Genomic DNA, 16,263 nt, shown 5'->3' with positions numbered 1-16,263 from the left:
ACGTGAATAGCTTACTCCTTTTCATTCTGGTTATTCAAGTAAGCTGTTTTAAGCTTATGGATTTATGTTGTCCGAGATTTTTTTATTCCTAGGGAATGAAATCATAATTATCTAAAAATCTACATACATAATAATGTAACATCGAGAATGAACATGCAAACACGGGAGGTACGACAATGGATCGTAATAATGGTTGGTTTAATCAAGAACATAATAATTCTCTAAATAAGTCTAATTCGAATCAATCACCTGTCCATAAACAGAAATCGAATCAGCAGGATAAACATTCTAAAACATCTCACAAAGCTCAAAAGTGGGCAGAGGATTTACCTGCAAAGCTACACTCACAGACTGTTGGTAAAAGAGGTCCTGTTCTAGAACAAGATAATATTGTTCATGAAACCCTTGAATCATTTGTACATGAAAAAATGATAGAGCGACCAGTACATGTAAAAGGCTTCGGAGCATTTGGCTATTTTGAGACAATAAATGCAATGTCTGAGTATACAAAACTCTCCTTTTTACAATCCCCTGGTCATAAAGTTCCCGTTGCAGTAAGGTTTTCGCTTGCTGTAAGCACAAAAGGCACACCAGATACATCCCGAAACGTTCGCGGATTTTCTACGAAATTCTATACAACGAACGGCATTTTTGATTTAATTTGTAATCATATTCCGGTCTTCTCTGTCCGGGATGCGATTCGTTTTCCAGAATCCATCAAAGCTTTTTTGCCATCGCCCAAAAATAATCTACTTGATCCTGAAAGATTCTGGAGCTTTGTAGCTCGAGCACCTGAGTCCACCCATTTTGTTGTTAGAATTTATTCTGACGCAGGAACGGTAAAAAGTCTTCGCCATCTACCGGGACATAGTGTGAACACTTATGTGTGGAAAAACGCTAAAGGAGTAAGACATTACATAAAATACCATTGGATTCCTTTTGAGGGAGTAGAATATATAGATAGCTGTGAAGCAACAAAGCTTGCGGGTGAAAACCCGGATATCGCTGGTCAAGATTTATATGATACAATCGCTGCTGGAAAGACTGTAGAATATGGTCTATACGTGCAGCTAATGGACCCTGCTGATACAGATAAGCTTCCCTTCGATCCGTTAGATGATACAAAGGTCTGGGATGAGCAGCAATATCCAATGTTGCCTGTTGGAAAAATGGTATTAAATCGAAATCCTGATAACTATATGGAGCAAGTGGAAAAGATCGCTTTTTCACCTTCTAACCTTTTAGAAGGTGCGGAGTTATCGGACGATAAAATGCTACAGGGTCGAGCCAATATTTACTGGGATTCACAGCGCAGACGAATCGGACCCGATTTCCGTAAAATTCCGATCAACCATCAAGAAAATTGGTGGCCAGGCGACCTTGTTACGAGTGGCAGTGACAGGTATGTGGAAGGTAGGCTTGCCAGGTCGGGAACCCCCAAGCAAGATGACTTTGCACAGGCTGGAGCGTATTATAACTCTCTCCCAGTGCAACAACAAAAACATTTAGTAACTAATCTCGCTAGGGATCTCACTGGAATTTCTCCTGAAATACGTAGCATTGTTTTAAAATATTTATATAATGCTGCATCGGAATTAGGAGAGCAGACTTCTCATCAAATTGAAAGACTAACCAAATAAAGTGAGACTTCAATCAGTTGGGAGATTTTGTTTATCTCCCACTTATCCATATTGGTTTCACTTTTTTGCTGGAAATGGGTCTATACTGCCAATTATATGTGGGATAAATCAGTAATTATATCGATTCAATAACGTATCGCGTAAACTAATTTATGATCCGAGAATATCCAACCAAATTTTAATGGCTGTTCCTAAGATAAGAATTGCTAATATCCACTGTAAAAGCTTTGTATTTACCTTTTTCCCAAAATTAGCTCCCAATGGTGAAGCAATCAAGCTTGCCACAATCATAAGAATTGCTGGAATGAATAAAACTTGTCCTGTCAACAACTTTCCTGTCGTTGCACCAATAGAAGAAATGAAGGTGATAGCTAAGGAAGTAGCAATTGTCATTCTTGTCGGTATCTTTAATACAAGTAGCATAATCGGGACCAAGATAAATGCTCCAGCAGCACCAACGATACCAGCACCGATACCTACTAAAAAGGCGAGAAATGCTGCAAGCCATTTATTAAATTTCACTTGATCCATCGGAATATCATCAATTCCCTTTTTAGGTACGAACATCATGACAGCTGCTATGGTAGCAAGAATACCGTAAACAAGGTTTACTCCGCCATTACTCATAAATTGCGATCCATAGCCACCAATAAAACTACCAAGTAAGATGCTAATACCCATATAGATGATTAAGATTACATTTAAATACCCACCTTTACGATAGGCCCAAACACCACCTATAGTGGCAAATAATACTTGTACCGCACTTATTCCTGATACTTCGTGGGCAGTAAACGCCGTTAATCCGACCAATGATGGTATATATAAAAGCATTGGATACTTTATAATAGATCCACCAATACCAACCATACCAGAAATAAATGACCCAATAAATCCAATTAAGAAAATGGTAACGATAAACAATAGACTATATTCCATATCTAAATCCCCCTAAATAGAGAGGGCTCACCTAAGTGAGCCTCCTTTATCCTTTTTTAACCCAAAATTTTAATATATTATCCTCTTCTGTATCCTTCAGCAATTCATGTCCCCCTGCCTTAGCCCATGCCGTAAGATCACTCTTTGAGCCCTGATCAGTTGTATGAACCTCCAGTATATCTCCAGAATTCAATTCTTCCATTGCTTTCTTTGTACGTACAATTGGCATTGGACAAGCCAACCCTTTTGCATCTAATACTTTTGTTGATTTCATCATAACTTCCTCCTTTAAAATTAACCTTCAACCGCACAACGGTTAGGGCCAGTTTCCATTTCTTTTTGTTTCTCTTGATCTGGGTCAATTTTACCCATGTTGGTTCTCCGAATATCCTGATAATCATTTGGTTGTGGTGGTAAATTTTCCGTCACCATTTTACGGAACTCTTGTTCACCCTCTACCTGTAATCCTTCATTTCTTGCATAAAGATCACCTAATCGTGCTGATACTTCTCCACCTTCTCCTAATTCCTCAGCAAAAGAGTAGTGAGCTGGAAGAACAATTAAATTATTAGAAAGCTCTTTATAGCGAGAATAAAGTGTTTCACGTAGATCACCTACCCAATCTTCCGCTAAACCCGCTAAATCTGGACGACCAATTGATCGAACAAATAGAATATCACCAGTTAATAGATAGGTATCGTCAATAATGAATGACGTACTTCCAATGGTATGGCCAGGTGAATAGATAGGCTGTACCTTTACCTCCGTATTCCCAACGATGATATCGTTACCTTCTTGTAAAGGTGTAAAATCAAATGTTACCTCTTCTGCATCCTTTGGAGGAAGGTAATACGTACCTCCAACTTTTTCAGCGAGTTTTCGACCACCAGAAATATGATCTGCATGAAGGTGAGTATCAAGTAAGTGTTTTATTCGTACTTCCTTTTCGTTTGCAAACTCCTCATAAACATCTGTCATACGTGCAGTATCGATAATTGCGGCTTCTCCATTTGATTGGACAAAGTAAGAAAGACAGCCTTTTCCTAAACGTACGAATTGGTATAATGACCCACCCTCTTTTAGATCACCGATTTTAATAGGCTCTAAGTGCTCGCTCCAGGCCTTCATACCTCCTTCTAAGCTATACACAGTAATATATCCTTCTTCCTCTAGGAGATCGGCTACCATCTCAGATGAACCACCTTTAGCACAAACAACAATTATTTCTTGGTCTTTTGATAGCTTATTAGCCACAGGATCAACACTATCTAATAAGTTGAAGTATGGTTCATTAATAACTTCAACTTGTCCCCCTTCTATTTTCCAATTATCAAATTCATCTGTATTTCGCACATCTAAAATAATAATTTTCGTATGATTAATAATTTTCTGAGCTATTTCTTTAGTTGAAATTGTTTTTGCCATTACTCTTCCTCCTAACTAAAATGATAATGAAATATTGGCATCTTTGGCATATTCAATAAAGGTAGCTGCTCCACCAACTTCTATACCTTCAACAAAGGCTTTCTTTTCTAACTTCATAACATCCATTGTCATCTGGCAAGCTATCATTTTCACTCCCATTTCTTGAGCAATAGCTACAAGCTCCTTAATGGATGGAACATTCGCTTGTTCAAAGCCTGTTTTAAAATCCTTTTTTCCTTCTGGAAGTGGCAAATTTTTATACTTATCTTGATGAATGAGGTTCAATCCCTCAAACGTAAAGAATATCCCTACCTCAGCATTAGACGCAGCTGCTGCTGTTGCTATATTAAAAACTTTATATGCATCAAATAACGTCCCATTTGCTGCGATAATTGCTACTTTTGTATTTGACATTTTACTTCCTCCTTAACGTTCATTTGCTAATGGACCATCCCATTTGGACATACCTGGTACAACATTCCATATATTGGTGAATCCTGCTTCTGTTAACTTTTGGGCAGCTAAATCACTTCTGCTCCCGGTACGGCAAATAATATATAATTCTTTTTTCTTATCTAGTTCTTCGAAGCGTTCTACCAATTCACCAAACGGAATATTTACTGCCCCAGGTATATGACCAAAGGCAAATTCGGCTGGCTCACGTACATCTAAAACAGTAATAGTTGCACCCTCTTTGTATTTAGCTTGCAAGGTAGATAGTTCAGCTATTTTCTCATATTTCTTTTCTTCTTTAGCTTCAGCAACACTTGCTTTGCGTACATAGTGCTTTAATATATCATCTTCTTCAACAGTGCCTAAATATTGATGACCTGTACTTTCTGCCCATGCTTTTAAATCAGCTGTCGAACCTTTGTCAGTTGCCTGCACCTCCATTACCTGACCTGGATCTAATTCTTTAATAGCTTTTTTTGTTTTTACAATTGGCATTGGACAAGCCAATCCTTTTGCATCCAAGACATCATTTGCTTGTATACTCATGTAATCCCTCCTATTTTTCTAGTTCTTCTTCCCAATTGAGCATGCCGCCAGCAACATTCGTAACATCAAATCCTTTATCTTCTAAAAATGTAGCTGCTTTTCCACTTCTACCACCGGATCGACACACCATATAATAGTGTCTCTTTTGATCTAATTCTCCTAATTTATCAGGAATATCACCCAATTTAATGTGATTAGCTCCAGGTATTTTTCCTTGAGCTACTTCATTATCTTCGCGGACATCTATAATATATAGTTTTTCTCCCGCCAAAACCTTTTGAGCTAATTCCTTGGTAGTAATCTCCTTCATTACACTTTCCTCCTATTCATTCACAGTTGGTAAAACACATATACAGGTACAGGTATATAAACCCGAAAAAAATTAGATAAATAGATTTACATTCCCATCCTGAGCATCACCAATATAAGCAGCAACACCACCATACTCAATTTCATCTAATAATTCCTCTTTTTGTAATCCAAGTAGATCCATTGTCATTGTACAGGCAATTAATTTTACATCTTGTTCTTGAGCCATTTCTACTAACTGAGGAAGTGGTATAGCATTATGCTTTTTCATAACACTTTTTATCATTTTGGGACCCATCCCTAAATAGTTCATTTTAGATAATCCCATTTTATCAGTACCTTTTGGCATCATTTTCCCAAACATCATTTCCATAAAACCTTTTTTTACTGGAACTTGATTTTCTTTACGTAATGCATTTAACCCCCAAAAGGTATGAAAAATAGTCACCTCATGGTCATATGCAGCAGCACCGTTAGCAATAATATAAGCGGCCATTGCTTTATCATAGTCCCCGCTAAATAATACAATTGTTGTTTTCTTTTTTTCAGTCATCTTCACAGCACCTTCTTTCGGATTTTACTAATACCCGAATGGGTATTATATCGTTTATAAAAAATAGGGTTAAGTTAACCCCTTCTACATGGTAGTAGTTTGCTACTAGTTTGTCAATGTGTTACCTGCTCTTAACCAGTAATTGTACTGCTTCCTGTATAATTTCCTCTGAGCTTTCACCATTTTCTTTTTCTTCTCGAATACACTGTTCTAAGTTTGTACTTACAATCAGTGCAGCCGTACGATCAATTGCACTTCTTACAGCAGACATTTGCGTAACAATATCACGGCAATCTTTTTCGTCTTCCATCATCTTTAACAAGCCTCTAATCTGCCCCTCAACCCGCTTCATTCTATTTTTCACATTCGAATTGTACTTCATTTCTCCAGCCCTCCTTTCCTTTATTCATTAGCAGCTACATGATAGCCTATAACGTGCTTTCCTTTTTTTCGTAAAAAACGAGAGCTTAAATTTTTATCAACCCGATCCTTTGCTACAATGATGAGTTTATGATTTGGTAATTCATTATAATAACGATGAAGGTACGGCATTGGTAAACAACACGCATTATCAATCATGTCCTGTGATGATATTTGGTAGTCTCTCGTATCTACAATGGTTATCTTATCATTACATGAGGAGACACGATCAATATTTATTTTTCCAATACCCCAAACGGGTATATATCGTCGATAAAGGACAAGCAATAATAAACTAATCATAACTAATAGTAAGACAGTCATATTTCCCTCCTTGTTTCCTGTAATCTACATCCATATTATACCCCTATAGGTATAATGTCAAGGAGGTATTTTATTTATTATGGAGAAGCAAATAAGCCGAAGACAGCAAAAAGCAGTAGGTATTGAGCCAAAACAAGTAAATAAGCAGTCCGCCAATCCCTTCGTTCCATTGAGGCTATTTGCAGAAAATTGTTAAGTCGTTTTTCAAGTTTAATAATTTGATAGATATATATATTTAGACCTAATGGGAAAAGAATGCCAATAACTTTCCAAATTTTTGCTTGCTCATACTTATGAAATAGATATGTAATATAGCATTGCGAAATAATCACAACTGCTGCTAGTAGTAATAGAACAATATATAATTCTGTCCATAGATTATGTACCATTTTTAACACCTACTTCATCTAAAAACAACCAGCATATAATTATCTGCAATATCGTCATCCAACCTATAAATAGAACAGAAGAATAGTCTAGTGAATGAACAATTTGAAAAACTACAGTTAATGGCTCTGTAAAAATGTGAATAGAATGGAAGCGTAAAAACCTACCAATATATACACCAATACTTGATAATATAATCATTAATAGTAATATCAAATTCATCCACTTTGACCTTCCTAAAAAGGCTCGGACTTGGTCCATCATTAGCACATAATAAAATAAAGCCAAAAATACGCCACTAACTAATATCGTAAAATTCCACCATTCCTTCAACTCTAGTCCTTCCATAAAATCAAAATCAAAAAAAGTTAGGTGAATTAAATCTGTTACTACATAAATAGCATTTGGAGATAGCAAAATAAAAGTAACAACAAAAAACATACTCATCACTATTTCTTTATTATTTCTTATTCGAAATAGAGGAAGTAAAAAAGAAAGCTCTAATGCAGCAAAAGCAAGAAATAAATTAAAAATCATAAACGAATAGGTTGTATCAAAACATAATAACACTAAAATATAAAGGAAAAAGATAATTCTTGCCTTTGATCGCTTGCTCATAATTAAGCTCCCCTTCATTTGTACATTTATCTATATTACAATGAGAAGATACGATGTGCAACGATATCGTTTATTTATGAGATAGATATAGTAAGGAGGTTTTTTCAATGCGTCTTTGGCACGAATCCCTAATTAAAGCTTTGCCACGTCAACAATTACTAGGACAACACCGTGAATGCTGTGCGTTACGAGGCAAGGGATGGGGGAAAAAACATGCTACGGTAAATTATGTGTTCCACTACTCCCCATATCGACTTTTTTTATATCATAAACGCATTATGATTGAAATGAAGAAGAGAGAATATAATATTGATCCATCATGGGAAGATCCATATTACCGGGGGAAAAATTCAGAACCACATGATGCCGAAAGTTTTTACGGTATGGATGCAAATCGTAACATCGATCATCCCATATACCCCGAGCATAATAATTCATATTTGCAGGAATGTATCGATAACTTAAGGGAAAAAGGGGTTATTCTTAGTAACCGTTGATTAAAAAGCTTGGCAATACTATACCCTATCCTCTAAAAAAGAATGGTCTATTACGGAATGTTGAGATTTTGTACTGCATTGTGGGAGATTACTTCACTGTCAAACTTTTGGATCCCTTCAGGGGCATTATTGGGGCCCACTCTCGCTAGGAGAGCCATTGTATTTTACCTACGCTACTTAGTTTAGATAATCTAACATCAAATAAAGCCGAGCCAATTCAAAGACAAGCTAAAGCTTTTCGAATAGGCTTGGCATTCACATATGATGTCACGGTCTAACATTACGTAAAATATTCTATGTTAGACTCTGGAAAATATTTATGAATATATCCACCTAACGTATCCTTCATATCTTCTTGCTCCTCATCCATATAAACGTATTTTCCTATTCCGTACCTTCCCCACTTCCACTTCCGTTTCGATTCATCTAATTCCAATTTTGTCATTGGATAATTTTCTTGAATGACTCGTTTAGCTGGCTTGGTAAATCGATGCTGAATCATTTCAAACGTTAGATCCTTTTTCGCTTTTGTTGATAAAGCTGCTTCTAATTTTTCAAACATTTCATGATACCCTTGCTTCCAACCATCATGTAGATAAATCGGGGCAACGATAAACCCTAATGGGTATCCAGCCTCTGCTACCTTTACAGCAGCTTCAATACGTTCATTCAACCGAGATGTGCCAGGTTCAAAATATTTAATGATGTAGTCATCATTTATACTAAAACGAAATCGAGTTCGACCATTATGTTTTGCATCTAATAAATGATCAACATGTGCAAATTTGGTCACAAACCGTAATTGGCCATATTCCGATTCGCCAAAGTATTCAATGGCCCGTTTTAAAGTATGTGTTAGGTGGTCTACTCCAACTATATCTGACGTACATGATGCCTCAAATCGTGTTGTTTCAGGCGCTCTTTCGTCCATATATTGCTCTGCGGCTTCGAATATCTCATCTACATTGACGTAGGTCCGAATATACGGTTTACTTCCCATCGTTGTTTGTAAATAGCAATAATGACAATGCCCCATACATCCAGTAGCAAAAGGAATAGCATATTCAGCTGATGGCTTTGAGGTATCGAACTTTAAGGTCTTACGCAGTCCAACAACTAGTGTAGACTTAGCTACTCGATATCTTTGAAAATGATTATCCCCCGGCAAATTTCTAACTTGATTATGAGATGTTGTTTCTCTAATCTCAATACCCATATCCTCAAACTTCGTGATTAATTTTTTACCTAGTGGATATGTCAATGCATTAGGTTCAACATAGACAAGCTGTGGAACAAATGGTTTAACCATTGTAGTCTCCTTGTTCTGGTAAGCCAAAAGCTGCCTGATATGCCTCTTCGGCTTCATTAGCAGACTTATATACGGCAATCTCGTCCGTTAATGGATAATAGGTTTCATATATAAACAGGGCTAATTCTTGTGGCAGTTCAGGATTTTCTACCACCGCCGCCTGTTGAACCTGGGCAACATCCTGTGCGTGCGGATTGCGAATGATAACATAAACTACTTCACCAGGTTGATACATATTATTAATCTCCATCTAATCACCAAACTTCTACAATTATTATCCTTATTATGTGCAATCACCATTGATTTAAAACTAACAATCGTATTAATTTGCTATACTTTGCGCTATACGCTATATATAAATAAAAATGAAGCGAACAAGCTATTCGCTTCATTTTTATTTATAGTTATGGAAAATACTATTCAGCCATTTTTACAATAGGCTTAATCGTCACACCATTCTTTGAATCTGCAAAGGCTTCATTAATTTGCTCGAACTCATAAAACTTAACTAATTTATCAAACGGAAATTGTCCATTTTTATAATACTCAACTAGCTGAGGAATAAATACTTTAGGTATGGCGTCCCCTTCAATTACTCCCATAATCGTTTTGCCTTCTGCCATGATATCATTATGCACATCAAACGTTATTTCTGGTGTAACACCAACAATTGCACATTGTCCTAAAGGGCGAAGCGCATGTATGGATTGTTTTACCACAGGAGGAACTCCAGTTGTATCAATGGCATAGTGCGTTCCCCCATTGGTTATTTCTTTTATTTCTTTCACAACATCCTCTGTCGTTTTACTATTTATAGCATGAGTTGCACCTAATTCTTTTGCCAATTCTAGACGACTCTCATGAATATCTACAGCTATAATTTGCTTACATCCTTGAATCTTAGCAGCCATAACTGCGCTTAATCCAACAGCACCACTACCGTATATTGCAATTGATGAACCAAATTCGGGTTTTAATTTATTTAAAACGGTACCGCTGCCAGTTTGGATTCCACATCCAAGTGGTCCTAATAATGCTAAGTCAACATCTTTATCGACTTTCACAACATTTTTCTCATTAGCAACAGCAAATGTTCCAAAAGAAGATTGTCCAAAGAAAGTGGATAATGCTTGTCCATTCTGATGAATTCTATATGTTCCATCCTCCATCTTTCCTCCGAAATTCAAATCATTGAATGCTAGACAAACAGATGGATGCCCTGTTAAACAGTTTTCACAATGCCCGCATGAAGCAAATGCAATGACGACATGGTCGCCAGGCTCAATTGTAGTGACTGCATCTCCAATCTCTTGAACAACACCTGACCCCTCATGACCCAGTACGGCGGGGAATGGTGCAAGGCCCGCATCTCTTGCTACTGCATCGGTATGACATACACCAGAAGCTACAATTTTAATAACAACCTCATTGGGTTTAGGTTCAGAAAGCTCCACCTCTTCTAGTTTAAAATCATCACCTTGACTATGTGTAACAGCTGCTTGAACCTTCAAACATATACAACTCCTATCTTTTAGTTATTTATAATTATTTAGTTACTATATATTATTATACACTGATATATCGGAACTAACGATAAATGTGCTTGAGACAAGACAAAATACTGCATCATACCAAAACAAGTAAGCTTCATACCATATGTCCATCTAGAATATGTTACCCATCAAAACGCTAAAATAGTAAAAAGGTAAACAAGTTACGGTAAACTCGTTCACCTTTTTAAACTGTATAACAGCCAAGAACAAATGAATCACATCGTGTTAACAATTAGTCCGATATGGGTAAAATAATTCATCACACCAAATAAAACAAAAACCCATCCTGCAATAGTCCAAGCCATTTTAATAATGATTAATAAGCTTTTATTAGGCTTTGGCTTTAGGATAAATGGAAATAACACTGCCCCCAGCCCTGTAATCGCGTATAATCCTGAAATAAACATTGCCTCGATTAGCGGATAATCTGCAAATGCACCCGAAATCGGTTCTTCTGGTGGAGCAGCAAATAACTGATAAGTTACTCCAGCAATCGCCACTGAAAAAAGTGCTAGCCCCATTGCTGCAGCAAAATAAGCTAATGGTTTTAACAAATAAGGTAGCTCCTGTTGTAACTTTTCAGAAACCGTCTTATTATGGTTCATATTTATACCTTCAGCCATATATACGTTTGACTTTCTCCATAATAAAATAGCAGCTGCCAACAACATTACCCCAAAAGCTAAGGATGGTTCTCCAAAGATGATATCATCGAAGGGAAATCCAATTTTAGACAACGGCCATGTTAAGCTCATATGCGTACCAGTTATTGTAAGGATAAAACCAGGGATAGCAAAGCCAATGGCCCACCCCTCCAGCTGTCCAACGCGCCCTCTGTTCACATGTGATGCAAATCGCAGAATTAATAATAAACCTACACCAGTTGCTACCGCCATAATCGTATTATACACCTGCGTTACTGACCAATCGATAACCATTTGTACTCCCCCTTGTTTAAACATTTCTTCCCATTATAGCTAAATTAATTACGTTAGTTTCGAATATCTTTAAAAGCTTCTGCTTGCTCTTTGATACCTTTTTCAGCAGCAAACCTTTCAATACTTGATGCTCCAAAGAATCCTACAATACCATCTACTCTTTCAATTACATATGCTGCATCTTCCGGTTCGGCTATCGGTCCACCATGACAAATAGCTGTAATATCTGGATTTACGGACTTCCCAGCATCGATGATTTTTTGAATTCTTTCTACACAGTCATCTAAAGTTAACGCAGTTTTAGCTCCAATCGTTCCTTTTGTTGTGAGTCCCATATGCGCAACCAATATGTCTGCTCCAGCTTCCGCCATTTTTCTCGCTTGCTCCTCATCAAACACATACGGAGTTGTGAGCATATCTAATTCATGCGCTTTTTTAATCATATCAACCTCAAGATCATATCCCATGCCCGTTTCCTCTAGATTTTGTCTGAACACCCCATCAATCAAACCAACCGTAGGGAAATTCTGTACACCACTAAAGCCTTGTGACTTTAATTGCTTTAGAAATACATCCATCACTCTAAATGGATCTGTACCATTCACCCCTGCAAGTACAGGTGTGTGATGAACAACTGGTAACACTTCGCTCCCCATTTCTACAACAATTTGGTTTGCATCACCATACGAAAGTAATCCTGCTAATGATCCACGACCAGCCATCCGATATCGACCAGAATTATAAACAATTAGCATATCCGCACCACCAGCTTCACTACTTTTAGCAGTTATACCTGTGCCAGCTCCCACACCTAATAATATTTTCCCTTCATTGACCTCTTCTTTAAATCGATTTAAAATTTCTTCGCGTGAATACAATTTAGTTCTCTCCTTTTTTAGCTTCCATTAATTGAATTAACTTTTCAGCTGCCGCTTCAGCAAAAGCTTTGTCATTAATAACATTATCAAGCTCTATCAATTGTACTTTTGAACGATCTACTTTTTCCTTTAACGTATCAAATAACATCGTATCCTCTTCAGGACCATAAAAGTCCTGTCCCTTTACATCTAGTCCAGAAAGCCCTTTTAGCGGTAATATAAGAGCAGTATCTCCCTCAGCCTTATTTAATTTGGCTGCAATAGCTTCACCGATTTGCTTATTTTCTTCAACGCTCGTACGCATTAATGTAACGGTAGGGTTATGCCTATAAAAATTTCGACCCGCGTAATGCTTTGGAACAGTATCATACGGTCCGAAGTTCACCATGTCCATTGCACCAACAGATACAACCTGAGGAATACGATGTTTCGCCGCTGCTTCTAATCGATGTGGGCCAGCTGCTAATACACCACCAAATAGCTCATCTGCCCATTCTGTTGTTGTTAAATCAAGCACACCCTTAATAAAACCATTCTCAATAAGGTTTTCCATTGTACGGCCACCAACTCCTGTAGCATGGAAAATTAATGTTTCATATCCCTGTTTTTCCAAATATGCTTTTGCATAGTTAATACAGGGAGTCGTTAACCCAAACATTGTCGCAGCGATTAAAGGTTTTTTTTCAATCGTTGTTTTGTTTTCATATGTCAGCATTCCAGCAATTGCAAAGACTGCATTTGTGAAGATTTTGGTAGAAATAGAGTTTAATCCAGCTACATCAACAATAGAAGGGTACATCATAATATCACTTGTCCCAACATATGGCTCCGTATTTCCGGATGCAACTGTTGATACCATAACTTTTGGTACACCGATAGGCAGTGCTCTCATGCCAGGTGTAACGATAGAAGTACCTCCTGTTCCACCAAAAGATAGAATGCCGTCAAATTTTCCTTCATCATATAGTTTTGGCAGTAGTAGTTCCATACCTTTAGAGAGGACGAGCGTAGCATGAGCTCGATCCTTTGCCGCTACGATTTGTTGTTTATCTTCCCCAGCCGCAACAAATACCTCTGTATTAGATACATCTGGAGGAAAAACAGGGTCGAAAACACCTGTATGAATAGTCAATGTTTGAAACCCAAGTGATTCAATCAACTCTTTAACGTATTGAAACTCTTTACCCTTTGAATCAAAAGTACCTGCTAATGCAATTGTTTTCGACATTTCCAACTCCCCTTTTCTTTTAATAATTTAAAAACGTAACATCTACCTTTGCTAGCTGGCTACACATTCAATTTTGGTTAGGTTAAATCTGTTATTTAGTCTACAATGTCCTGTCCTGCTTTAAAGGTAGCTGGAGGAAAAGTTAAAATTGCTCCAGAAAACTTCGCACGAAAAAAGCGATATCTTTTCAAGGATGTGATGACATTAGCAATGACCCATTGCTTCAGTGCGGGGTAATCTCTATCTTTTTGCAATTTCAATTTATCCCTCTATCCCAATGATATCGCTTTCTCCGCGGAAAATTAATGTATTTATGTTCGTTTATTTTGTCCTAATGTTTGTTTTTTATATTGCTTGGGTGATAATCCATATCTTTTTTTAAATATCTTACTAAATTGCGTATAGTTTGGATAACCAACCATTTCTGAAATTGTCGAAAAAGGAAGATCTTTTTCGTACATAATTTCAATGGCCCTATTTAATCGAAAGTTAATTAAATAGTTAACGAATGAAATCCCCATCTCTCCTTTAAACAATGTGCTTAAATAAGTCCTAGATAGGTTTAAGATACTCGCAAGATCATTCAAGGTAATTTGCTCCATATAATGTGTACTTATATAATCTTTAATAAACGCAATATAATCTTGTTTACTACTAAAGCCGTTTATAATTTTTTGCATAAATTCTTCATACTTCACATCATACGTTTGCTTAAATGACTTGGTTATTTTCATAATAAGTTGCTCTGCTGGTATCCTTTCAAAGACAGAACCACCGATATAACCATTTATATCCGTTCCATCATACATAAACTGTACATCAATTGGCTTGTTAACTGGCCCCCCGTAAACCATCTTAATGACAGGCCGATTAAATTGATTACATACACTAAATATGGCTATTGCTATTCGTTTGGCTGATTGCAAGGATTGTATTTGTTTTGCGCCTAGTATCCCACCTGTTGTTAAACCAAGGTGGACACATATGATATCTGCGCCAGCTTGTAGCATGGCTTTTGCTTGGCTTTCATTAAAGACAAAGGCAACAGTAAACAGGCCACGTTGACTTGCAATACGAATTGCCTCAACTTCCCTTTGATACGATATTCCTTGCTCCTCGAGTGCTTCGCGAAAATCACCATCAATTAATCCTAGTGTTGGATAGTTATTTATTCCAGCAAAACCATGATCCTGAATCTTTTTTATGTAAGCCTCTAAATTAATCGTTGGATCAGTTGCAAACAAACCAAAAATGGTGGGTATTTTTTTAATTACAGGCAATAATTCCTTTAGAGCAAAATCCATAACGACGCTATTACTATTTGCATATGGCATAAACCCAGCAAGTGAGCTAACACCCATTTGACGAAATCGACCCGAACTTAACGCCAGTATAAAATCTGCACCACCTTGTTCCGCATATTTTGCTGTTAAACCAGATCCAGTAGCTACACCAATGATATGATTTTTAGTTTTTAGTTGTTTATATAAATTATCTAAAATCTTTTCTTTAACCGATTCCATTTTTATTCTCCATGAAACATTATTTACGTGCAGTGGTGCCACTCCGCGTATTGTTCTTATTTAATCCATCATAGCATATAGAGACAGATTACTATAATGAAAATAAAATATGTAGGAAAACGAAACTACCTAATAATCTAGCCTTGACTATGCTACTTAGCAAACATGTGCCCTTTCATTTACAATATAAAAGGTTTTCCATACAATATTGATAACATAGGGCACTCTTTTATATACTAGTTCACTTTTATGGAAGAAGATAATAAACCATACTTCCTAAATAATTCCCAATCACATAACCTAATGTACCAACTAACATAATCGGAACAATTAATTTCGTCCAACCTTTAGCAATTGCAAAAGCAGCAGCGGTTGTAGGGCCACCAATATTAGCATTACTAGCAACTATCATTTCTTCAAGACTGAATTTAAACAGCTTGCCAACTGTAAATGTTACTAGCATGTTGAATAGAACCATAATAGCTAAAAACAACAATAATAAAGGTGCGTTACTAATAAGTAGTGGAAGTGATGCCGGACTCCAATTACTACAAAGAAAATATAAATTAAATGAGTTAATTTCATAATATAGAGCCCTTGGGGCTCAAGACTTTAAAGACATAAAGATTAGAGCACCTCCCCAAATCCTGTATAATGTTAGTTACCACACAAACATAAACAGAGAGGTGAGATGCCCCTATGTCTATTATACGACAACAAAGC

At 36.9% G+C, this 16,263-nt stretch carries 21 protein-coding genes and 1 pseudogene; 2 read left to right on the top strand and 20 right to left on the bottom strand.

Annotation, left to right across the window (positions count from 1 at the left end; genetic code table 11):
* The first annotated feature begins 176 nt into the window (after positions 1–176).
* The gene (locus Q1A47_RS01295; RefSeq protein ID WP_051388385.1) at positions 177–1,640 is read left to right on the top strand and encodes a catalase; all 1,464 of its coding nucleotides are present in this window, start codon (positions 177–179) and stop codon (positions 1,638–1,640) included.
* Positions 1,641–1,790: 150 nt separating this feature from the next.
* Here Q1A47_RS01295 and Q1A47_RS01290 read toward each other — a convergent pair whose 3' ends face one another.
* The 11 genes from Q1A47_RS01290 to Q1A47_RS01240 all read right to left on the bottom strand — a co-directional run bounded on the left by Q1A47_RS01290 (position 1,791) and on the right by Q1A47_RS01240 (position 7,614).
* Entirely contained in the window at positions 1,791–2,579 is a 789-nt protein-coding gene (locus tag Q1A47_RS01290; protein ID WP_026682215.1) for a sulfite exporter TauE/SafE family protein, read from the bottom strand.
* 46 nt (positions 2,580–2,625) lie between these two features.
* Positions 2,626–2,853, bottom strand: a complete 228-nt coding sequence (locus tag Q1A47_RS01285) for a sulfurtransferase TusA family protein (protein ID WP_026682216.1) — start codon at positions 2,851–2,853, stop codon at positions 2,626–2,628.
* Between the two features lie 20 nt (positions 2,854–2,873).
* On the bottom strand, positions 2,874–4,004 hold the full coding sequence (locus tag Q1A47_RS01280) for an MBL fold metallo-hydrolase (protein WP_166529944.1): 1,131 nt from the start codon (positions 4,002–4,004) through the stop codon (positions 2,874–2,876).
* Between the two features lie 15 nt (positions 4,005–4,019).
* Positions 4,020–4,418, bottom strand: a complete 399-nt coding sequence (locus Q1A47_RS01275; protein ID WP_026682218.1) for a DsrE/DsrF/DrsH-like family protein — start codon at positions 4,416–4,418, stop codon at positions 4,020–4,022.
* Positions 4,419–4,430: 12 nt separating this feature from the next.
* Positions 4,431–5,003, bottom strand: a complete 573-nt coding sequence (locus tag Q1A47_RS01270; protein WP_121604972.1) for a sulfurtransferase TusA family protein — start codon at positions 5,001–5,003, stop codon at positions 4,431–4,433.
* A gap of 10 nt (positions 5,004–5,013) precedes the next feature.
* The gene (locus Q1A47_RS01265) at positions 5,014–5,313 is read right to left on the bottom strand and encodes a rhodanese-like domain-containing protein (RefSeq protein WP_026682220.1); all 300 of its coding nucleotides are present in this window, start codon (positions 5,311–5,313) and stop codon (positions 5,014–5,016) included.
* 72 nt (positions 5,314–5,385) lie between these two features.
* A complete protein-coding gene (locus tag Q1A47_RS01260; RefSeq protein ID WP_026682221.1) occupies positions 5,386–5,865 on the bottom strand; it encodes a DsrE/DsrF/DrsH-like family protein in 480 nt (159 codons plus the stop codon).
* Between the two features lie 121 nt (positions 5,866–5,986).
* The gene (locus Q1A47_RS01255) at positions 5,987–6,247 is read right to left on the bottom strand and encodes a metal-sensitive transcriptional regulator (protein WP_026682222.1); all 261 of its coding nucleotides are present in this window, start codon (positions 6,245–6,247) and stop codon (positions 5,987–5,989) included.
* A gap of 20 nt (positions 6,248–6,267) precedes the next feature.
* Positions 6,268–6,609: a hypothetical protein gene (locus tag Q1A47_RS01250; RefSeq protein WP_034679384.1), complete on the bottom strand. Its 342-nt coding sequence runs from the start codon at positions 6,607–6,609 to the stop codon at positions 6,268–6,270.
* Between the two features lie 77 nt (positions 6,610–6,686).
* Positions 6,687–6,998 carry a hypothetical protein gene (locus Q1A47_RS01245; protein WP_034679386.1) on the bottom strand — a complete coding sequence of 104 codons (312 nt, stop codon included), beginning with the start codon at positions 6,996–6,998 and terminating at the stop codon, positions 6,687–6,689.
* Positions 6,988–7,614: a DUF1361 domain-containing protein gene (locus tag Q1A47_RS01240; RefSeq protein WP_026682225.1), complete on the bottom strand. Its 627-nt coding sequence runs from the start codon at positions 7,612–7,614 to the stop codon at positions 6,988–6,990. Before Q1A47_RS01240 ends, Q1A47_RS01245 begins: the two co-directional genes overlap by 11 nt.
* Positions 7,615–7,721: 107 nt before the next feature.
* Here Q1A47_RS01240 and Q1A47_RS01235 point away from each other — a divergent pair, with 107 nt between their 5' ends.
* Complete coding sequence (locus Q1A47_RS01235; protein ID WP_026682226.1) at positions 7,722–8,111, top strand: TIGR02328 family protein; 390 nt, start codon at positions 7,722–7,724, stop codon at positions 8,109–8,111.
* 280 nt (positions 8,112–8,391) lie between these two features.
* On the opposite strand, the gene splB is transcribed toward Q1A47_RS01235, so the two are convergent.
* The 9 genes and pseudogenes from splB to Q1A47_RS01190 all read right to left on the bottom strand — a co-directional run.
* The gene (gene splB / locus Q1A47_RS01230; RefSeq protein ID WP_026682227.1) at positions 8,392–9,420 is read right to left on the bottom strand and encodes a spore photoproduct lyase; all 1,029 of its coding nucleotides are present in this window, start codon (positions 9,418–9,420) and stop codon (positions 8,392–8,394) included.
* Complete coding sequence (locus Q1A47_RS01225) at positions 9,413–9,670, bottom strand: transcriptional regulator SplA domain-containing protein (protein ID WP_026682228.1); 258 nt, start codon at positions 9,668–9,670, stop codon at positions 9,413–9,415. The genes splB and Q1A47_RS01225 overlap by 8 nt, the downstream gene beginning before the upstream one ends.
* A 166-nt stretch (positions 9,671–9,836) precedes the next feature.
* Positions 9,837–10,931: an NAD(P)-dependent alcohol dehydrogenase gene (locus tag Q1A47_RS01220; RefSeq protein ID WP_166529943.1), complete on the bottom strand. Its 1,095-nt coding sequence runs from the start codon at positions 10,929–10,931 to the stop codon at positions 9,837–9,839.
* Positions 10,932–11,188: 257 nt separating this feature from the next.
* Positions 11,189–11,911: a DUF981 family protein gene (locus tag Q1A47_RS01215; RefSeq protein WP_121604965.1), complete on the bottom strand. Its 723-nt coding sequence runs from the start codon at positions 11,909–11,911 to the stop codon at positions 11,189–11,191.
* A 53-nt stretch (positions 11,912–11,964) separates the two neighbouring features.
* On the bottom strand, positions 11,965–12,789 hold the full coding sequence (locus Q1A47_RS01210; RefSeq protein ID WP_026682231.1) for a phosphoenolpyruvate hydrolase family protein: 825 nt from the start codon (positions 12,787–12,789) through the stop codon (positions 11,965–11,967).
* Between the two features lies 1 nt (position 12,790).
* Complete coding sequence (locus tag Q1A47_RS01205; protein ID WP_121604964.1) at positions 12,791–14,017, bottom strand: Tm-1-like ATP-binding domain-containing protein; 1,227 nt, start codon at positions 14,015–14,017, stop codon at positions 12,791–12,793.
* Between the two features lie 95 nt (positions 14,018–14,112).
* Complete coding sequence (locus tag Q1A47_RS01200; RefSeq protein WP_161629282.1) at positions 14,113–14,277, bottom strand: hypothetical protein; 165 nt, start codon at positions 14,275–14,277, stop codon at positions 14,113–14,115.
* A 51-nt stretch (positions 14,278–14,328) separates the two neighbouring features.
* Positions 14,329–15,540, bottom strand: coding sequence for a phosphoenolpyruvate hydrolase family protein (locus tag Q1A47_RS01195; protein ID WP_026682233.1), 1,212 nt, complete (start codon positions 15,538–15,540; stop codon positions 14,329–14,331).
* Positions 15,541–15,787: 247 nt separating this feature from the next.
* Positions 15,788–16,116, bottom strand: a pseudogene (locus Q1A47_RS01190) (DUF819 family protein); the annotation flags it as partial.
* Positions 16,117–16,263 lie beyond the last annotated feature (147 nt).

Origin of the sequence: uncultured Virgibacillus sp., from assembly GCF_947495635.1 — a bacterium.
Taxonomy (GTDB): domain Bacteria; phylum Bacillota; class Bacilli; order Bacillales; family Amphibacillaceae; genus Virgibacillus; species Virgibacillus salarius.
This window is presented reverse-complemented; position numbering and strand designations above follow the sequence as displayed.